Genomic DNA, 21,126 nt, shown 5'->3' on the forward strand with positions numbered 1-21,126 from the left:
TAATGCAACATATATATCATTTTATAAATAATATTTTTTTCATCCCTTAACACCCTTAATATTATATACATAAATTTCTTTATTTTCAACATTACAGACTAGAGGAATTCGTTCTATTCTTTTTTAAATATATACTTATCTTTATCTTCCATATAAGCTGTTCCAAACAATCTGCCGTCTTTTGCAAATAATTGCACATCTCCGTTTGCCTGCTTCTGTATATTTAAAGGAAATACAGATAAATCATCTTTCATCCCCATGATAATATAAGTATCCCATACTTCTTTATTAATTTTAGCTTTCTCACCATCGGATACAGGCCGGAGATATAATATCTTCTCATTTCTCGCAATCCCCCGTACTCCTCCGGTGAGTGCCCAGTCACTGGAACTCACATTGTGTATATGGTCACGGAAATAGTAGTTCTGTTCTATATAAGAAGATTTTGTATTAAATATGATTACACTTTTCTTTCCCTCCAAAAAGCCGGGATCTTTTACAGCAGCAATTATGTTAGCAGACATCTTTTGATCCGCTTCACTTACATTTTTGTAATCTGTAATTTCCGAAACATTTACTACAAGAAACACAAAAGTTGCAATAAATACTCCCAGCCCTTTTAAAAGGGTACCTATTTTTCCTCTGAAGAAAATTCCCAATACTCCATCTATTATCAAGGCCAATCCGATAAAGGAAGTAAAGGCATTACGAATACAAATCCATACAAGTTCCAATAGAAAATTAGGACCAAAAGGGACCCAAAATAGTACAAAACCAACAACGATTTTGAAAATATTGATTTTTATACTGCCAATATTTTTATCTTTATATGCAAATACCGCTGCAGCAAAACTGAAAAGTAAAAGTAATAATAAAAATATATATGAATCATTGGATAATAATACATCCATTCCCCGCGGGAACCCATTCGTGTAAAAAGGTATATGAACCTGTCCGAATACATCGGTCACCTCATCCAGCACAAGCATGGTATGCTTTATAAAGTTACTTTTAACAAATTCTCCTCTTACAGCAACATTACCTATCTTGGAAAATGCCTTGTAATACATTGCAATGGCAAAAAAATTGATACAGGGAAGGCTGACAATCCATTTATGTTTGATTGCCCTCCAGTTTACAGCCAAAAGCAGCAATACACCGAAAAAGCTAAGGACAATCACTTGTTCATAGTACCCCATGGATGCCAGATTTGTAATAAAAAAGGTCCAAAGATATATATTTTTTTCTCGTTTTATATACAAATTTAATAAGAACAAGGACAACGCCATAAAAAATGTACCCACAACCACCCTGGCTGATGCAGAAATCCAATAGGTAGCCTCGGTTCCCAACGGCAGCAAACCAAATACAATAAGAAAGGATATACCTAACGGCATCCTGTTGTCCTCAAATACTTTGTATAGAAAATAAGCACTCAGAGCATGCATCATTGTAATAATGAAAAATACTATGCCCATTACTCCCCAGAATCGTCCCCAGATATAAGGATCTGAGAGATTAGCAAGCGGACGGGCAGCATAGAGCTTCATCTCTATGACCACATCCCGGAATATGTTGTCGTACAGTCTATACCCTCCGTATTGAATCCAGTCATCAATGACGGGATAATAGCGAAAGCCATAGTATCCATATTTTAAAAGCATTAACCCTAGAAAAGTTAACCAGAAGGTTTTTGCATTTACATACTTCTCATATCTTTTCATTATTCACTTTCCTCTCCTGCAGCTCAAAGTTGAGTATATTAAACGCCCTAACTGCCACTGCTTTTGATTTTTTTTAATGAATATTTTCCCGTAATAAAGTAGTAAAACCCCAAAGGCAACATTGCAGCATACTGAATAAGGTGAAGTAATATGGCCAATACTGCTGCCTGTATGCTGGCTACTTTATACAGTTCAAGAGAATAAATACATGCGTACTGAAAAACTCCTATGCCTCCTGGCGCAGCAGGAATTAACATAGCAAGGTTGGTCATGGTTAAAACAGTCAGAGAAGCAGGTAATGCTTTCCCTAATTCGGCCCCTACACTTAGAATTCCTAAAAGGGTACATATGTACACGCACAACCAGGACAACAGCAAATAAAATCCTGCATATAATATTACTTTAGGTGACTTTATTAACCCGGCCTTTTCTATATATCCCAATAGTTTTACCAACCACGCAGGTTGTGACTTAGAATTCAGGTATAACCAGCGCAATATCCCGGTAATGGCTACACCAAATACAATTCCAGCTATCGCCAAATTACGTAACCAGATAATTTTCTTTTCAATCTCTATTCCGAAATTTGTAAAGAACAAAGTAGTTACCGCCAGACATATCAGGATGACAACATCCATAAGTCTTTCCAGTATAATATTTACCCCCACCCTGGAATAGAATGCATCCTTTGTCCCTCCCAGTACAGCTATGCGCAGTGCTTCACCCATGCGAAAGGGCACCACCATATTCACTGCCATGCCGATGCAAACTGCTTTAAAAACCTGTATTGTTTTAAAATCTCTGCCCATTCCTCTGCTCCATGCCAGCGACCGAAACCACTGGGCGGCTATAAAAAACAAGATTGAAAGTGCAACTAAAAAATAGTTTACCGGGTAAGTAACCACTTTTCTCAGGTCCAATTCCCCTATACTTTTATAAGAAAAAAACAAAAAAATAATTGTAAATAACATCCCGATTGCCAGTTTTATATATTTCTTCAAAATTTCTGTCCTCCGCAAATGCATTGTTCCCATCCAGGGGCAGCCCGCTGTGCTGCCCCTGCAAGCATCATTTTAAAAATACATTCTCATGTTCTATGTCATATAATCTTTTCCAGTCATTAATTCTTACTTTTAACGCATCCCGCATCATTTTAAGGGAATCTGAAATGATATTTACCTTTGATCCCCCGGTATGAGATAGATTTACAGGTATTTGTTGAATATCCAAATGATATTTTTTAGCAATATACAACATCTCAAAATCAAACCCAAACCCATCAATAGTAATCATAGGAAAAATACCTTTAGCAGCATTATTGGTAAACCCTTTAAATCCACACTGAGTATCTGAAATGCCTAAATGTAAAATTCCGTTAATGAATAATGAAAACATCCTGGACATTATTTTTCTGTGTAATGGGTAAGGCACGTCCGGTTTTTCTTTATACAAATCCCTTGAACCTATCACCAAGTCGGCTCCCGTTTTCCTGAATACTTTAATTGCTTCTATCATACTATCTAACGGATATGGCAGATCAGCATCCATAAAGAAGCAGTAATCCCCTTTCGCATAGGACATCCCTGTTTTTATTGCCTGTCCCTTGCCCCTATTCCGTCTCTGGGATATTATTTTTAAATGTACATCATGATATGTTTTTAACACATCTATTGTTCCATCCGTACTTCCATCGTCAACCACAATAACTTCATAACTTTTAAAATGCTTGTTCATAAACTTTGAGACACATTCCATTGTATGGGTTATTCTTTTTTCCTCATTAAATGCCGGTATAATAAGAGAAACTTCCATTGATAACACTTCCTTTTATATTAAGTATAAACAAATAAAAAGCCACCAAGCGCAGGTATAAGCCTGCTACCTGTGACTTGTACCCTACTATTACTCTTTTGAGGGTTCTTCCTCACTAACTTCTGCAACTTCAGCGGCAGGCACGTTCATATATTTTGCACCCGCTACTACGAAAACCAATACTGAAAGAACAAGTATCATGGCTCTAAAAGCTCCGCTGCCTGTTAAAACTACAGCGCTAATCCCTAAGATACCGCTCATGGTATAAAGTATCATCACAGTTTGCTTTTGTGAAAATCCCCTATCAATTAGTCTATGATGAAGATGTCCTCTATCAGCTTCCATAATAGATTTACCACTTAAAAGTCTTCTTAAGATAGCATACCCGGTATCAAATATGGGCAAGCCTAAGATAAGAAGCGGTACAGCAAAGGATATGACAGCATAGCCTTTAAACAATCCCTGTATTGAAACTGTAGCCAGTACAAACCCGAGAAAAGTTGAACCGGTATCTCCCATAAATATTTTTGCAGGGTTAAAATTATAGGGTAAAAATCCAAGGCATGCACCTGCAATCGCTGCAGTCAGCAAAGCTATTGTTGTTTCACCTACTAAAAGTGAAATAAACAAGAGAGAAAGGGAAGCAATAGAAGAAATCCCCGTAGCCAGCCCATCCAGCCCATCAACAAGATTTACTGCATTCGTTATACCTATAATCCAAATCACAGTTACAGGAATAGCCCAGTATCCTAAAGAAATCAGCCTTTCACTGCTAAATATGTTAGGATTTGTAAGAAAATCAATCCTAACTCCATGAAATGCTACAATTAATGCAGCAAAAATCTGTACAACCAATTTTACTTTTGCTTTTAATTGCTTAACATCATCAATAACCCCTAAGATCACAATCACTAATGATCCTAGAAGTATTCCTTGAATAGCCTTATCAATTTGTACAAAAGATATAGCACTTATGATAAATCCATAAAATATGGCCAGTCCACCCAAACGAGGAATAGGCTGCTTATGTACTCTCCTTTCATCCTTTGGAATGTCTATCGCACCAATTTTATGAGCAATGATTTTCGCCAAGGGTGTCGCAGCAAAAGCAACTAAAAATGAAACGATAAAAGAAAATACCAACAATAAATTCTGGTAATCCAATTTAAAACACCTCTTTGTTAGTCAAAATTATATCTTACACTATAGACGGAATTATCCCCATTTTGTTTCCATATCTAATAAATATTATATACATTTTTAACAATCTTAAATTTCCAACAATAATTGTATATTTACAATCGTTTATTGTCAATAAAACTATACCAAATCTAAAAAAATTACGAATTATTGTAACCTTTTCTTCAGTAAATTTCATATACTATTACTAGGAATTATTTTTAGGAGGGTGTATCGTGATTATTTGGAAATGTCCCAATCCCAATTGCAATATTAATAATGTCTACCAAGATGATCCCAATCTTATTTTAGAGGATGAAACAGAAATTATACGGACCTATGACACCCAGTGCAGTAATTGTCTAAAAAAATACGAGATAATTATAAATACCAGATTAAAAGAGCTTAAGATTAAAGATAAAAACGGTTAAAAAGTCAATCCAGGGACGGTTCGAGACCACTGAAAAAGTCCGGTTCAGCAGGAAGAAGGGCTTCGACTTGGGGACGGTTCGTCTGTCGAATGCGCTTTTCATGCGACTGAGGAACCGTCCCCATGTCGAAGCCCTGAGCAATCAAGCACTTTTTCAGCAGTTTCGGACGGTCCGAAATTGCTGAAAAAGTGCCTCTACAGTCAGAGGCATTTAAATTTTAATTCTGCTCATCACGCATATTATCTTCAATCATCTTAATCAGTTCATTGCCACTGGTATTACCAAAAGCCGTCAACCGTTTCAGCTGCTTAAGCCCATTTTTTTTAACATTGACGCCTTTATCACCAACGGTCACTTGAATCTCATACCCCGCCTTTTCTGCCAAATCTTGTACATCAGCATTATACAAGCCATAAGGATATGCAAATACCTTGCAGGTTTTTCCCAGTTCCCTTTCAATTAAATATCTTGAACGCCTTAATTCGAGCTGGGCACGGCCTTTATCCACCTTCGTCATGTCAGGGTGTAAGTCAGAGTGACTTTCAATATCAATTACACCGCTTTGCTCCATCTCCCTGGCTTGTTCCCAGGTAAAATGAGGATAAATGACATCCTTTGATGCACCCATACGCCCTGTTATCACAAAAATCGTGGCTTTCATATTTAGCTTTTTTAAAATAGGGTAAGCATATTCATAGTTGCTGCTATATCCATCATCAAATGTGATAATGATTGGCTTATCAGGTAAAGCCTGATTGTACACTACGTAATTGTAGTAATCCTCAAAGGTGATGGTGCTATACCCGGTGCTAACCAGCGCAGTCATATGTTCTTCAAATTCAGCCGGGCTAATCTGCACCGAAGCATCCTGTGGGTCATAACCATCCATCAAATTATGATATAATAAAACAGGTACTCTAACATTTTCATCAACTTCGCCGGCTATTCCCTCTGAAATCGTGTCTGTGTCGGCTATAGTAAAATCCAGGGTAATTAAAAGCATAAGTAACGTTATTATTATAGTTCTATAAATTTTCAACACATTATCCCTCCCTTTTTAAGGGATTTTTCTCATCGAAAATCACTAGTTATATCAATCTATATTGAAAGCACTAACGATTTTGCATTAATTTTTGTATCTTGTATGTGTATAGCAATTGCAGCAACGCTTCAATTCGGAGTTAGGAGATTCTCATTTATGTAGTTTTAACTCCAAATTCCCAATTAATTGTAACTCCAACTTAAAAATCATGATCGCATTATGTATATTTTTATTATAATATTCAATTATCAATATGTCTACATTATTGACAACCATTCGCCAATTAAAAGTAGAAAGCACAGAAAATCATATTCTGTGCTTTAAAAATTTATCATAAATTATTAGGAGGCATTTGCTCAAAAACTTCATTTCAAAATATATTTTATATAATAAATAAATAATTATCAATGATTTTCCAGAATATTAACAATTTATTCATAAACTTTTAATCATTGTGTAATATGGTCAAATGCAGCGTCCTTACTCATGACTAAAGTCACGAGTAAGGACGCTTTTCATCAACTTTTAACACCATTTACCTTTTTACCAAAAACGGTATCAAAAGCCAGCCCTAACGATATAATAGCCAGGGCTGCTCCAATCCACCATGAAGGATGCACCGTAGTCATAGTGATTGCAAACACAATTGCCCCCACAGCGAACTCTCCATATATGTTTGCAGTACTATTGAGCAATTCTAAAACTTTTCTGCCTATATATGCACAAAATGCTGCAAAACCTAATAAAAGTGCTATTCCAAAAAAGACTATTGCAATTGGCAAACCGATAATGGTAATAGCCAGTAAAATTGCGATGATAGGAAAACAGAAAAATAATACAGCACCAATTATAAGTTTTCGTATAATATTATCTTCCACAGATTCTGATATATTTTTTACCCTTTCGCCCGCTATCGTTATAATTAGTAGTGAAAACACTAAAAATATAAAAAACCCTACATTGCTGAAGAAATTAAAAAACCCAAAACCTCTATACATAAAGGGTAGAAAATTTATTTTAAATCTTGGCAGATCCAGATTTCCGAAATTTATTCCTACCGAATCCCCACCAATTTCCGACCCCGGAAGCCTTTGAATACCTCCAGGACCTATTGCTACAACATCTCCGGCTACATTTGCCTGAGATCCCAGTGTAACTTTGCCCAACACCGCTACTACGTCTCCCCTGACATCCGATTCCACATTAACACTGCCTAGTACTGCTACTATATCCCCATCTACTGCATACCGGGCATTAACACTTCCAAATATGGCTACTACGCTGCCTCTTATAGGTTTGTCTACATCTATATTCCCCAGTATACTTACCTTATCCTCCTGCATCGTTGCAGCAAAAACCTGCATTCCAGTGGAAATAAATAAAAAACATAAAACTACAATTCTAATAATGTTTTTCATGTAAACCTCCTGCTTTTTGGTTCACAGTTCATGGTTCGCAGTTTGTAGAATTATTGAAACTTCATCTTCTACGAACTATTAACTGTAAACCATGAACTTTTCTAGCATCAATTCTGCTTAATCATCCTTGTGCTCATAATATAACCAATTACAATAACAGCTGTCATAGAGAGCATAACATCATAATAGTTCCTCAATACAACATAATAAATATCAAAAATAGAATTTCCTACAATAATTACTGTCTTATAAGAATTCTCAGCAGCTACCAGAATATTATCCAGCAAATCTAACGTCAATCCGTTTCTCATAATTAATTGGATTAAGTCAATTGCCGTTATACTGTTCAAAAATATTACTGCCCATATCGTAAGCATTAGAAAGCCGGTTGCCAATAATACATATAAAATACTGAGAGGCATTCGTATAAAACTTTTCCTGGAAACCGGAAGTACCTTGATTGATTCCATTACACAAGCTTCAAAATCTTCAGGAGGATCCATCAAGGGCTGCTTCTCCATATACCCTAATACTTCTGACATAATGGTATACTGCTCGGAACAAGCAGGACAGCTTTTCAGATGCTGTTTGAAATAATAAAAATCAATATCATTTATTTCACCATCAAAATATTTCATCATAATTTCATTTACTTCACTGCACTTCATAAAGCTTCCTCCCTTCTTATCGTGACCAGCTTATCCCGCAGCATATGCCTTGCCCTATGTAACCGGTTTTTAACTATACTTAGCGGTTCGTTCAATACTTTACAAATCTCATCATAAGACAGCCCATGCTGGTGAAATAGGATAATCGGCAGCCTATATTTTTCCGGAAGAGAATTAATGGCTTCTTCTATTTGCACTGTCCGCTCAACTTTCAAATATGCAGTCTCAGGGTCTTCACCATGACCTGGTTCGTAAATCATTTCATCCACTGATGTAGTTTCGATTTTCTTCTTACGTAAAATGTCCAAACACAAATTAGTAGTAATCTTTACTGCCCAGGTGGAAAATTTGTACTCCGGATTATACTTATCCAGCGTCCGGTACAGTTTGATGAATACTTCCTGTGCAATATCACTGGCATCTTCCTTATCATTGATCATTCGGTATACAATCGTATACACCAGCTTTTTATATCGGTTAACTATTTCAGCAAACGCGTCTTGATTACCTTTTAAACATAATTGAATTATTTCATAATCAGTCAGCTCCAATGCCAATCATCCCTTTCGACCGTCTTCATATCATTTTACGTCATATTTCTAAAATATGTCTGATTATTTCTAACATAAAATTTAAGGATAGACTGTTAATAGTCTATCCTTATCATTAAATTTTTCTCTTCCATCTACCTAATCTAACTCCACTCTTCCATCAGGTATTTTTTTCTTGCCTGATATTAAATATATTATACCATACTCAGTATTAATTTACTATATTATTCTAAATCGAATATCAGTAAGTTTATGATATATCTTACCTTTTTGTCTTACACCTCTTATGATAGAGAAATATTCAAAAAACCTGGAATCATATCTATTGATTACCATATATCCCTTTATAGTTATTTTAATACTTATTTTATACAATAATGCAAAACAAGAAGTGGGACTAAACCTTGTAGTAGGTTGTTCCACTTCTCGTTTTACATTTATTTTATTTGACTCGTATCAACTAAAAACAAATAACTCCGCCTCCCCAGTCTGCAAACCTGTATCAACATACCAGACAAACTAATAACATCGCTAAAGTTATTACTAAAATTGAACTTTCATGCATTAATAGTCTTTTCAAGCATTTTTAGTCCAGCAATCCATGAGGACGTATAGGCTGATTTTTTTAATTCAGTATCTTCCGAAATTTTGTATTGCATACATCACTGCACGCATACTGGTCAGCAAGGATCCGTTGTTGATTGAACCAGCTGTGGAGATATTAAGTCCTCTGCATTCCCTCGCCATTTCACAATCTCTTTTCACTTCGGCAATAATCGCCTTTTCATCGTTGCTCATAAAAGTAAAAGGCGCAAGACAACCGTCGATTCTCGTTCGCGGCATGTATTTCCGAATCTCGTCCACTAACACTGTAGGTCCAAAATTACACCCGGTCAGATTTAAGCGGCCAAGGATGGGAAGCAAATGGGCCATCGCTGAATCTGAGTGCTGGTATCGGTTGTCTTCTGGCTTAGGACACCAATGATCAAATATTCTTTTCAGTATGGGAAATCCAAACAATTCATACATTTCCGGAGTTAAAAGGCAGCAGTTATCATCTGCAAAGCTAAATCCTCCCGGAGCTTTTCCAGGCTCATATCCAGCTTCTTCATCCATAATGGTTGCAATACCAAATATAACGTCAGATATAACCTGGCTAAACCTCTTTGCCAAGTCAGGCTCATCGAGGATCAAAAAAATCAAATTCTCGACACCATATATGGAAGTAGCAAGGGTTACCGGTCCCCTTACATGTCGCATCAACTCAGGCTTTTTGCCATATTTCTCATAGATCCTTTTCTTCTCACTTTCCCAATTGGGAGGAAGAATAAACTCACGCAAATTAAGTTTTTCTACATGATCCAGCATTTTCTCTAGTTCCTTCGGTGTATTGCATGAACCTTCCAGCCATTCTGATATCCCATTATAGACATACCGACCTTCAAAAACCTCACCTATTCTGCGTATTGGTGGGAAAACAGCATCCGGTTCCGGAAAATCTTCAGGCAACAACCTTCGCCCTACAATCTTTTCTGCCTTATCATTATACCGCTTGTTCAGCTCTATACGTCTTTCTCTTGGCATATATCCCCATGGATTTCCTTTTTCCCCCAATTCCGCAAATACACACTCTTCACTCATGCGGATTCCCAGAGCAACCTGTGGTGCTTTTGAACTGAAGCAGTTTTCTTCATGGGCAAGCTCATCATCTGCCCAAAACTTCTCTATATCCACATCCAGCATCTTTCTACTCCTCCTTCTTTCTTAGTATCGGGTGTATTTTCTGAGTTTGAAGAATATTATTCCACTGACTGAGCCTCAAGGCTAAGAACCTGTAAATTTGCTCCGGACCGCATCAAACGCGCTACCCGTAGCAAGCTTAGAAGTTCTTGACTTCGGAGCTTCAGTGACTGGAATAGTATTCTTCACTTTTAATTTATACACCTCAACTGCGTAAGTAATGTTGAATTAATAATACTGCTATTGTATAATATATACAATGAAATAAAATAAGTTTATTTGTATAATTTAAAGAAAATTTTAAACAAAATTTTCTTTGCAAATCAAAGGTGAAAGCTATGACATATACTGATTTTGATAATTTGATACCAGCCATCGGTTATTTTGTAAATAGAAAGTATACTCCTAACTGGAAGATAGAAAAAAGTTTAATTGACTTTCATGATCTGACCTATGTATATGCTGGGTTGGCAACGTATTTTGTGAATGAAGTTAAATACACGGTAGAACGAGGTGACATTGTCTACATACCGGCTGGAAGCGTCCGGCAGGCTTATACTTATCCAGAAAACCCAATACAATGCTATTCCATTAACTTTAAATGGTATCTACCCGAAAATAATAGTGTAAATCTTCCTTTCCCAGTTATTTCTAAGCTAGGCATATTTAACGAAATAATAGATCTCTATAAAGACTTCAACAATGTATGGATTGAAAAAAATCCAGGATATATGATGAAGGCAAGGGCTATATTTATGCTTATTCTGCATAAACTGTTATGCCTCACCTACTATAAGAATACTGCCCTTACGGAAGACTATCGTATAAAGAAAATTAAAGACTATATCATGATTCACTATAATGAAAAGATTGAAATTAAACAATTGGCAATGCTGCTTGGACTTACTCCTGTATATCTCGGAACCTTGTTCAAAAGAAACAATGATTGCTCTATTAAGCAATACATCACCAGGATACGTATCAACAATGCTGAAAACTTGTTGTCCACAGGAGAATATACAGTAGGTGAAGTTGCTCAGCAGTGCGGGTTTGAAGATATTTTTTATTTCAGTAAGGTATTCAAAAAGTACAAAGGCTATCCTCCCTCGAACGCCCTGAAAATCAAATAACCCTATGCATCCTTTTTGTGGTTTAATATAACTTCATTTTACTGCATAAACTAATTAAAGAAATGAAAACTGCTCTTTGAAAATTTCATATATGTAAAGCTGCAAAATGTGGCAAGTGTAACATATTTATATAGTTGATAATATCTTGGTTTTGTTCCATGATAACATTAGGTATAAGTATGCTCCCCAAAAACTTTGTTTTATATCTTTAGACAATATAAAATTAACATATTTGGATCACTTATGCTTTGTTTTTGCCATTCTATTGCCAATGTAATTGTTGGATACACTGTCAATTACATTTGTTTACAAACAATTTAGTACGAAACTCAAGTAAATTGTTAGATTGTACTAACATAATTTATACTAAACGTCATGAATCATGAGGTGGTATGAATGAAAAATAATTCATTATCTATTAAATTATTTACCGCACTAACTCTTTCACTAGTTATTACAGTGGTGATTTTCAACATTATATCAAACTATGCAGTAATGAGCAGTTTTGAATATGAAATAAGTAAAAACTCCATAGGTAAATTAAAAGTTGCTGAGAATATGATAGTTCAGTTGAAAGATACGATAAATAAAGATACAATACGGCTTACGGTAAACAGTGCTATTAATGCTCTTGCTGATATCCAGGAGAATAAAGCCAACTTATTCAATACTGACAATTTGTTTAAATTATCGAAAGTAATTGATATTATATCCGAAATCGTAAAGACCAATAATAGTTATCATTCCATATATTTGTATCTTGAAGATCTGGGCTATGTTTTTACGTCCAGTCAAGGATTTGTTTCCGAAAATAGTTTGAGTGATACTGTTTGGATGAAATATTATAAGGATTTTAAAAAAAATGGAACTGCTTTGTCATGGATTGAAACAAGATTACCTGATGATGGAAATAATGATGTCGGCGTCGGAACATCAGAGCATGTGATTACATATATTTACCCTCTGACCCCATATACTACCAACTTAAGAGGTGCTTTAGTGGTCAATATCCGTGAGCAAGTACTAAATAAGCGTATTAATAGCAATAATTTTAATAGCGAAGGCTATATAATAATTATTAATAGCAAAGGTAATGTAATATCGCATGTTAATGATAAACTTTTATGTAAAAATATATCTGACAAGAAATATATAGACAGGATTATCACTAGTCAATCAGCAGAAGGATATCTGGTAACCAATATAGATGGCAGCAAATCTCTTGTATCATATTATAAGTCGTATAATAATGACTGGATATATATCGGGATATTCTCACTCGACAATCTGATAAATAAAGTAAAGCTTATCCGAATCTATACTATTTATATATCATCCTTGATTGTGGCTATCGGTGTATTTATTGCGTATTTAATTTCCAGAAGATTGTATAATCCTGTAAAAAAGCTGCTCCAGGATATACAGGCTACAAAAGGAATTGATTTTAAAGATAACGAAGATGAAATGGAGATATTGTGTAAAGCTTTTGACACGCTAAAAAAACGTGATGAAAGCCTGTTTGATATTCTGGAAAGGAACAGACGAAATATTAATGAAAGTTATTTGAATAATTTATTGAGAGGTAATTGTTCTTGTGTAGCTGATAAAAATATTTTGGAAGTGGATTTTCAGTACCTTTATTATACCTGCGCTATTATATCCATTGATAAATATAGTGAATTTTCGAAATCATATAAGGGAAAACAGCAATATTATGTCAAAATGATGATTTTAAAAGTAGCTGAAGAAGTTTTAAACCCATCTTTTATATGTGCAGGCATCAATATAGATAAAGGTGATATAGCCCTGATTATTAATACTAGTTATTCAAATAATAATGAGTTACATGAGAGGTTAAAAGCTTACTTTTTAAAAATTCAAAAAGAGATTACGAAGATATTCGATTATACTATTTCTGTAGGTATAGGTCTTTGTCATCCAGGAGAACATGAGATAAATGCTTCATATATGGAAGCCCATGAAGCATTAAAATTCAAGTTGAAATATGGATATGGAAGTATTATCGCATGGCAAAAGGAGTTAACTGAACATAAATACTACTATCCATTTACCACCGAAAAACATATATTGAATTATCTTGATTTAAAGGATAAAAACGGAATAACAAATGCTGTTAATGGATTAATGGACGAAATCAGGAATAAGAAAGGGCTATCTTGCGACAACGTGATGCAGATATTCAATCAACTGGTAGGAAATACTATTATAAAATATCTTGTGGACTCTTATGTGGACATGAGTCATGTGTTTGGAAGCGGCTTTAATATATACAGAGAGCTTTCAACAAAGGAAACATTGGATGATATAATATGCTGGCTTATTGACGTATATAATACAGTAATTAATTATTGTAGCAAATTAGAAAATAATGAGAAGGATAAATTTAAGGTTATAATAGAATTTATTCATAAAAATTATAAAAATGATATAGGGATAAGGGATATAGCAGATCATGTGAAAATCAGCTATTCACATATAAGAAAGATATTTAAGGATGAGACAGGAGAAAATATTGTAGATTACATCAATGTTATGAGGGTGAACGAGGCAAAAAAATTGTTAGTCTCGACAGATATGAATATTAAAGATATAGCTCTTGGCCTGGGATATAATAATGACCAGAGTTTTACCAGAGCTTTTAAAAAATTTGAAGGGATAACTCCGGGTGAATATAGAAATAAAATAAAGTAAATTAATTTTCTTCTTGTTCATATCACAGTGGTATTTTTTTACAGATAAAAACTCATAGCATTAAATTTGATTATCCATAATTAAATTTAATGCTATGAGTTTTTATAAAGGATTTATATAGATTTATATTAATTTTAAAATTAAAAATGCACTTCCTAAGCAAATGTCATTATTGAAATAAAATAAATTATTATATACAATACAATTATAAATTGTTTATATTTTACAAAAAAAATGGAGGTGTAAGGGTATATGAAAACAAATATTTCATTATCCGATTTAAAGGGGGTAACTGAAGTTAAAAGAAAAAAAGGAATAGTTTATTACATAAATCGGGATAAATACCTTTATTTATTACTGTTGTTACCCATTTTATATTTTTTTATATTTAAATACATTCCTATGTATGGGGTAATTATTGCTTTCAAAGATTATAACCTGTTTCAGGGTATTTTCGGAAGTAAATGGATAGGGTTTAGCGCATTCAAAGAAGTTTTTGCAATGAATGATTTCTTTAGAGTTGTAAGAAATACGTTAATACTTAATTTTCTTGATTTGATTTTTGGTTTTCCTGCTCCAATAATACTCGCACTAATTCTAAGTGAAATCAAATACATGTGGTTTAAAAAAAGTGCCCAGACCATTTTATATTTGCCACACTTCCTGTCTTGGGTTATCATTGGCGGGATAGCATATCAGTTACTGTCGCAGAATGGTTTTATAAATAATTCTCTAAAAGCTATGGGTCTGGCCCCTATACCGTTTTTAACAGAGAAGTGGCATTGGTTATTCACATATGTTGGAATAGGAGTTTGGCAAAATGCAGGTTGGGGTACAATAATATATCTTGCTGCAATTGCAGGTATAAATAGAGAGCTTTATGACGCTGCTGATGTTGATGGAGCTGGCAGGTTGAGAAAAATATGGCATATAACCCTTCCGGGTATTAAGCCTACTATTATCATACTGCTCATTTTAAGCCTTGGAAGAATGGTTTCTATTGGATTTGAACGGCCGTATGTTATTGGTAACCCCCTGGTTTCTGATTTTTCTGAAGTAATAAGTACATTTGTCTATAGGATAGGTCTCCAGTCAGGAAACTTTACACAGGCTACGGCTGTAGGATTGTTTCAATCCGTAGTTAGTTTGATGTTTTTGCTAACAACAAATTATATTGCTGAGAAAAGTGGTGAAAGTGGAATATGGTAGGAAATTTAAAATAAAAATTTTATATATAAACAAGCAGTTTGCGTTTGGACGAAACCTGAGTAGTTACTGAAAAACATAACTTACTACTTTTTACACAAAAATAAAGGAAAGGCGGGAAGACGATGCACTCAACAATAACCGATAAAGTATTTGATGGAGTAATTATCATATTAACCATTCTGGCAATTTTAATATGTTTAGTTCCGTTTCTTCATGTGATTGCACTTTCTTTTAGTTCAAATCATGCAATACTTTCAATGAAAGTCGCAATTTTTCCGGTTGATTTTACTCTTGAAACATATAGAGCGGTATTTAAAGACAATGCAATGATTAATTCCCTTTTATTTACAATAGTATTGACAGTGTCATACACAATTCTCGGCATGATTATGACTATTTGTGCTGCATATCCTCTTACAAAAAAAAATTTGAAGGGCAGAAACTTTTTTCTGCTACTTATAGTTATAACCATGTACTTTAGCGGAGGTTTAATCCCTGATTATTTACTGATTAAAAATTTGGGACTTCTCAACAAAATATGGGCTCTTATATTACCGGGTTTAATAAATGCTTATTATTTGATTATTTTAAAAACCTTTTTTTCAACATTACCTGACAGCCTGCAAGAATCTGCGTACCTTGATGGTTGTACAGATATAGGAATATTGGTTAAAATAATATTACCTTTATCAAAACCAGTATTGGCCACATTGAGTTTATTTTACGCAGTAGGAAGATGGAATGGTTTAATGGATGCACTCTTTTACATTACAAATCCTAAGTTATATCCAATCCAACTGAAATTGTATCAAATTGTTTATAACAGTATGCAGTTAGATATTCAGCAGATGGAAGGAAGTGCTGCTGCCGGTATTCTCCCAGAAAGTTTAAAGGCAGCCAGTGTTATTTTTGCTACTGTCCCCATTCTTATTGTTTATCCATGGCTTCAGAGATACTTTGTAGCTGGTATAATGATAGGTGCTGTTAAAGGATGATAGATTTCCTCTCAGATTTCGCTTAATTTTGCGATATGATGAGGATCCTACATATAAAATTTATAAAAAGGAGAGGATTTTTATGAAGAGTGTGAGAAAAAGAGTACTGTGTATCCTTTTGAGTGTGATGATACTGGTAATCATGCTTGCAGGATGCGGGGGAACAAAGAGTAACGATGCCGGCAAAGGTAACACTACTGACAATACCAGCACCACCACTAAGGAATCTGCTCCTCCGGTTGAATTAAGGGTTGAGGTTTTTGACAGGGGTAATCCTGGACAGACACCCGTCGATAACAATTATTGGACAAAGTGGATTCAGGATAACTTTGGAACTCCTAATAATATTACAATGAAGTTTATTGCGGTACCCAGATCTCAGGAAGTGGATAAGCTTAATATCATGATGGCAGCAAATGAAGCACCTGATATTGTTTTCACTTATAATGCAAATGTTGTGTACAATTATGTTAAGCAAGGTGGTCTTGCTGATCTGACAAACCTGATTGACGAACATGGATCAAATATTAAAAAGCTTTTAGGAGATGAAGTACTTGAATATGGCAGGTTTAACGGTAGAATTTATGCAATTCCTGCCAAAAGAACAATGGTTGGAAATACATGCAGCTATATAAGAAAGGATTGGTTGGATAAACTTAATATGCCGCTGCCGACAACAACCGAGGAATTCTATAATACAATGAAGATTTTTAAAGAAAAGAATCCTGGCAACGTTAACGGTGTTATACCTTGGGGGTTGACTGGTAGGATTGACTGGAGTGCAAAAGGTTTCTTAGATTCTTTTACCCAAAATATTACCGAAGAGGAGTTTGCGACTCTACCAGTATGGCTGAGACCGGGATATAAAGAAGGTTTAAAATTTTTGAACAGAATGTATCATGAGGGATTGGTAAGTCCGGAATTTGCTATTGACAAAGATGAGAAGAAATTGAATTCAGACGCTTCATTGGGTAAAGTCGGCTTCATTTCCAAAAATCTCGATTTTCCTTTAAGAAATAATCCTGGTATCAATGATGCATTGAAAAAGAATGTTCCTGGTGGAGTATTTGTACCAGTGGATACATTCACAGATTATCAAGGGAAGTATTCAAAAGAGGTTTATGCTCCTAATGGAATATATAACCTGATACCTAAATCAAGCAAAAGGGTTGTTGAAGCTGTGAAGTACCTGGATTGGCTGGCAAGATACGATGTGATTTACTATTTGCAGAACGGTGATGAAGGTGTACACCACAAAGTAGTGGACGAAATTCCTCAGGCAATACCTTTCCAGGGTGAAAAACAGTTGAATTCAGTACAAAATATTGACTATACATTGCTAATAAACGGTATGGAACTGGGTGATAAGGAAAAGAATGCTAAGGCTTGGACAAAATCCTATGCAGGATATGAGGATCTGGCTAAGATCGCTTATGGTATATCACTGAAAGACGGGTATACTCCTTTTAGATTTGACAGGCCTATTGAGGCTGATGCCAAGTATAATAAGTTACTGGAAGACAAGTCCGTAGAAATGTGGGTCAGACTTGTTACTGCAAGTCCATCGGAATACGACAAGTTGTATGACCGGCTTGTTGATGAGTATATGAAATCTGGTGGGCAACAGGTAATGGATGAGAAGAAGGCAGCGTATAAGGCAATGAAAGGTAATTAATGCAGAATTTAAAGGGTACTGAAAACGATAGTACCTTACAAAGAGATTTGTAAAAAAGAAAATTCTAATGAGACTGTGCAGAATTTTATGTAAACGTTGAAATTGCTGCACAGTCTCTTCTTTTGTTTAAAAAAAGACCCCACACATAGTGGGGTGTTCTTCAAATATTTATTAGTCCTTGCAAGGTCTTGCGTTATTGAAGACATCCTGTGCACCTTCAAATTCAAATCTTTGAGGTGGGAAGAATTCATCAATCGGGAACTTGATTCTTTCAAATAATTCGCAAGGATTGTCTTCAGTAGCTGCAATACATTCTTTATCAGGAACGCAGAAATCAAATGCAGGAATGAGCAGCTGGACATTTCTTTCAATTTTAATAATTGTGAACAATCCAAGAGAAACAAATACCCTCTTTCTTTCTGCACCGGCTACCAATTCATCATCAAAGCAGCTGCATACACTTTCAGGTATTCCTGACAGGTCTATATTATCAGTCGGGAACAATCTGTCAGTAATATCAACTAATTTAGCTGCCAGGCATATTGGGTCAACTACTTCCACTTTAGCTTTTGGCATATTGGTCTTCTTCCAGAGCTGTGGATCAAATGCATCTTCTTTGAATTTGGATTCAAAGATCTTAGCATTACCTTCAGAACCGAAGAGGATAACCGTCTTGTCAAATGTAGCCAACCCTTCTACTTCTGTAGGCCTTCCAATACCTGTAAATGCGTCCAGGGTAATTCTGAAGAAAAATTTAACACTTACTGTGAAAAATCCCCTGTTAAATGGAACAGGCTCTACATCCGGGAAAACCCAGATGATTTCAGCTTTTCTACATTTAACATTTATTGCCCTGTCAACGATTTCCTGGCCTCTTCTGGTTAAAAATACTCTTAAATCTTCCAGACAGTCTTTTTCCCTACAAGAATCATAAACCTTATCTGTCTGTATGCATACAGCTTCTTTGAATCCTGGATGCGCACCAAGAATTGGTCCTGGTTTAAGTTTTTCGCTCATAATCTATCCTCCTATTAATAATATTTTTTAGTATCCCTATAAAAGGTGTACCCTCAATAACATAATATGTTGGTCCGCCTTATGTGTGATTGTTTTAAAAAAATTTATATAAATTGAAGAAATAGAGCATATACATAAATTAAGAGCAGAGATTGAACCTGAAACAGCTAGGAGTTCGGAGCTCGAAGAAATTATTTGGAATCCCAAAAAATACTGCCGATATTTCAATCTGTGTTTCGTTACGGTATTAATTCTGAATTAATATTGTGGGGGTGTTTCTTTGACTAAGGTCATATCTAATCAATATATGCTTAAACAAGCTTCTAAACAGCAATGGTATTTTTTTCACCATACTAATACAGGTATTTGCTTTAAAAAGAAACTGGAAAATGAATGGAGTGATTATGAGATCCTGCTCAAGGATGGACAGGGAGATTTTGATATTATTATAGATCCTAGAGATAACATACATTTAATTTGCCAGGATAAGCTTGGAAGTATCATCTACCTTATGTATAATGGGCAGCAATGGCACAAGTATGTTATCCTGCAAAGTAAAAACAATAAAGCATACCCTAAGTACTTTAAGATGTTGTTCGTAAATGGTTGGATTAACCTTTTTTATGTCATCCAATACAAAGATAAAAATCTGCTCGTACACCATATACTAGATAATAACAACGTCTCTCCTAATGTTATCGACTATATAGTTACATCAGCCAGGCCTTTTTCCGTTTCAGCAGAAAACTCAGGCAATATACATATATATTATCAAGATAATACTGATTCCAACAAAATTGGCTACAGGGTGTATATGTGGTCTAAAAAAACATGGAGTGATTTTATCTCTATTGATCTGGAAAATTATGATGCAGTATTACCCTATATTATCATAGATCACCAGGACAACATTCACCTTACGTATTTAAAAAAATCAGGAAAAAATTATGATATCATTTACAAACGCAAGCCTTCCAACAGTTATAACAAAGCTTTGTGGGATAAGGAAGTAGTAGTCTATAACCGTTGCTATGAGGATGCTGTTCCTGTGATTATGAAAGTTGATAAACAGCTTTTGATATTATGGCAGCAGGATATTAAAGTACTAAGCAGTTCCTCGGACGATGATGGGATTACATGGAGAAAACCTTCACAGTTTATGGCGGGCAGATACGGCAATATAGGACTATTTGGATTTAGAATTCCTGCTTCTATGGATAAAGATAATATCATTTGTGACCAATGCTACGGCTATAACACTAATAACGATATAAATTTGTATATAATTTCCAATTATCTTGAACAACTGCCGGCTGCCAAACCTGAACCTGAATTCAAAATGTCGGGTTATGAAGTGGAAGAATTTGCAGAAAAACATAAGAATTCCTTCCTGTTTCCTTCTTCTAATCCTTCCGTCCCTGCTGCTTCTCCAGCTGCAGCATTTTTGCGTTCTTCAACAAGTCAGTCAAATACCGGGGTTGATAATAGCATTGAAAGTACTAAATTAAAGATCATGCTCAATATGCTTCAAGAAGATCTTTCTCAGACTAAGAAAAAACTATTGGAATTAAGTCAATTTTCTAGAATTGATGAAGACTTAAAAAATATTATAGACGAGCAATACAGAACTGAAATTGAAAAATTAAAAGTGCAATTCCAACAGCTCTTAGAGAGAATTGCACAAATTGAAAAAATTCAAGACAATATTATCCGTACAGAGCTAGAACGTATTAATAAAGAAATTACCATTATCAAGCGTAATAACAATAAAACGAGTTTTACAGATTTGATTCATAAGGTAGAGGAAAGCAAAAAATAAGATA

General features: G+C 34.9%; 17 protein-coding genes. 7 read left to right on the forward strand and 10 right to left on the reverse strand.

Features of this window, described 5'->3' with window-relative positions:
* Positions 1-113: 113 nt before the first annotated feature.
* The 4 genes from CIB29_RS07210 to CIB29_RS07225 form a co-directional block, all read right to left on the reverse strand.
* The gene (locus CIB29_RS07210; protein ID WP_094548248.1) at positions 114-1,724 is read right to left on the reverse strand and encodes a hypothetical protein; all 1,611 of its coding nucleotides are present in this window, start codon (positions 1,722-1,724) and stop codon (positions 114-116) included.
* A 47-nt stretch (positions 1,725-1,771) separates the two neighbouring features.
* Entirely contained in the window at positions 1,772-2,725 is a 954-nt protein-coding gene (locus CIB29_RS07215) for a lysylphosphatidylglycerol synthase transmembrane domain-containing protein (protein ID WP_157910237.1), read from the reverse strand.
* A gap of 67 nt (positions 2,726-2,792) precedes the next feature.
* A complete protein-coding gene (locus CIB29_RS07220; RefSeq protein WP_094548252.1) occupies positions 2,793-3,536 on the reverse strand; it encodes a dolichyl-phosphate beta-glucosyltransferase in 744 nt (247 codons plus the stop codon).
* 90 nt (positions 3,537-3,626) lie between these two features.
* On the reverse strand, positions 3,627-4,700 hold the full coding sequence (locus CIB29_RS07225) for an MraY family glycosyltransferase (RefSeq protein ID WP_242965093.1): 1,074 nt from the start codon (positions 4,698-4,700) through the stop codon (positions 3,627-3,629).
* 251 nt (positions 4,701-4,951) lie between these two features.
* Here CIB29_RS07225 and CIB29_RS07230 point away from each other — a divergent pair, with 251 nt between their 5' ends.
* Positions 4,952-5,146 (forward strand): hypothetical protein, encoded by a 195-nt coding sequence (locus tag CIB29_RS07230; RefSeq protein ID WP_094548254.1) that lies wholly within the window; start codon positions 4,952-4,954, stop codon positions 5,144-5,146.
* A 217-nt stretch (positions 5,147-5,363) separates the two neighbouring features.
* Here the strand turns inward: CIB29_RS07230 and CIB29_RS07235 are convergent, their stop codons facing one another.
* From CIB29_RS07235 to CIB29_RS07255, 5 genes are all read right to left on the reverse strand, one after another.
* The gene (locus CIB29_RS07235; protein ID WP_157910238.1) at positions 5,364-6,185 is read right to left on the reverse strand and encodes a polysaccharide deacetylase family protein; all 822 of its coding nucleotides are present in this window, start codon (positions 6,183-6,185) and stop codon (positions 5,364-5,366) included.
* A 521-nt stretch (positions 6,186-6,706) separates the two neighbouring features.
* Positions 6,707-7,606 (reverse strand): DUF8173 domain-containing protein, encoded by a 900-nt coding sequence (locus CIB29_RS07240; RefSeq protein WP_094548258.1) that lies wholly within the window; start codon positions 7,604-7,606, stop codon positions 6,707-6,709.
* Positions 7,607-7,713: 107 nt separating this feature from the next.
* A complete protein-coding gene (locus CIB29_RS07245; RefSeq protein ID WP_094548260.1) occupies positions 7,714-8,274 on the reverse strand; it encodes a hypothetical protein in 561 nt (186 codons plus the stop codon).
* On the reverse strand, positions 8,271-8,825 hold the full coding sequence (locus CIB29_RS07250; protein ID WP_094548262.1) for an RNA polymerase sigma factor: 555 nt from the start codon (positions 8,823-8,825) through the stop codon (positions 8,271-8,273). Before CIB29_RS07250 ends, CIB29_RS07245 begins: the two co-directional genes overlap by 4 nt.
* 630 nt (positions 8,826-9,455) lie before the next feature.
* On the reverse strand, positions 9,456-10,568 hold the full coding sequence (locus CIB29_RS07255) for a uroporphyrinogen decarboxylase family protein (protein ID WP_094548264.1): 1,113 nt from the start codon (positions 10,566-10,568) through the stop codon (positions 9,456-9,458).
* Positions 10,569-10,903: 335 nt separating this feature from the next.
* Between CIB29_RS07255 and CIB29_RS07260 the strand changes: the two genes are divergently transcribed.
* The 5 genes from CIB29_RS07260 to CIB29_RS07280 all read left to right on the forward strand — a co-directional run bounded on the left by CIB29_RS07260 (position 10,904) and on the right by CIB29_RS07280 (position 18,286).
* Complete coding sequence (locus CIB29_RS07260) at positions 10,904-11,695, forward strand: AraC family transcriptional regulator (protein WP_094548266.1); 792 nt, start codon at positions 10,904-10,906, stop codon at positions 11,693-11,695.
* Positions 11,696-12,091: 396 nt separating this feature from the next.
* On the forward strand, positions 12,092-14,407 hold the full coding sequence (locus CIB29_RS07265; RefSeq protein ID WP_094548268.1) for a helix-turn-helix domain-containing protein: 2,316 nt from the start codon (positions 12,092-12,094) through the stop codon (positions 14,405-14,407).
* 252 nt (positions 14,408-14,659) lie between these two features.
* Positions 14,660-15,616, forward strand: coding sequence for an ABC transporter permease (locus CIB29_RS07270; protein WP_094548270.1), 957 nt, complete (start codon positions 14,660-14,662; stop codon positions 15,614-15,616).
* Positions 15,617-15,831: 215 nt separating this feature from the next.
* Entirely contained in the window at positions 15,832-16,611 is a 780-nt protein-coding gene (locus CIB29_RS07275) for a carbohydrate ABC transporter permease (RefSeq protein WP_242965094.1), read from the forward strand.
* An 82-nt stretch (positions 16,612-16,693) separates the two neighbouring features.
* Positions 16,694-18,286: an extracellular solute-binding protein gene (locus CIB29_RS07280; RefSeq protein WP_094548274.1), complete on the forward strand. Its 1,593-nt coding sequence runs from the start codon at positions 16,694-16,696 to the stop codon at positions 18,284-18,286.
* Between the two features lie 171 nt (positions 18,287-18,457).
* Here CIB29_RS07280 and CIB29_RS07285 read toward each other — a convergent pair whose 3' ends face one another.
* Positions 18,458-19,303, reverse strand: coding sequence for a hypothetical protein (locus tag CIB29_RS07285; RefSeq protein ID WP_094548276.1), 846 nt, complete (start codon positions 19,301-19,303; stop codon positions 18,458-18,460).
* A 280-nt stretch (positions 19,304-19,583) separates the two neighbouring features.
* Here CIB29_RS07285 and CIB29_RS07290 point away from each other — a divergent pair, with 280 nt between their 5' ends.
* Complete coding sequence (locus tag CIB29_RS07290; protein ID WP_094548278.1) at positions 19,584-21,122, forward strand: hypothetical protein; 1,539 nt, start codon at positions 19,584-19,586, stop codon at positions 21,120-21,122.
* The last annotated feature ends 4 nt before the right edge of the window (positions 21,123-21,126 follow it).

The organism is Petroclostridium xylanilyticum (assembly GCF_002252565.1).
Lineage (GTDB): Bacteria > Bacillota > Clostridia > SK-Y3 > SK-Y3 > Petroclostridium > Petroclostridium xylanilyticum.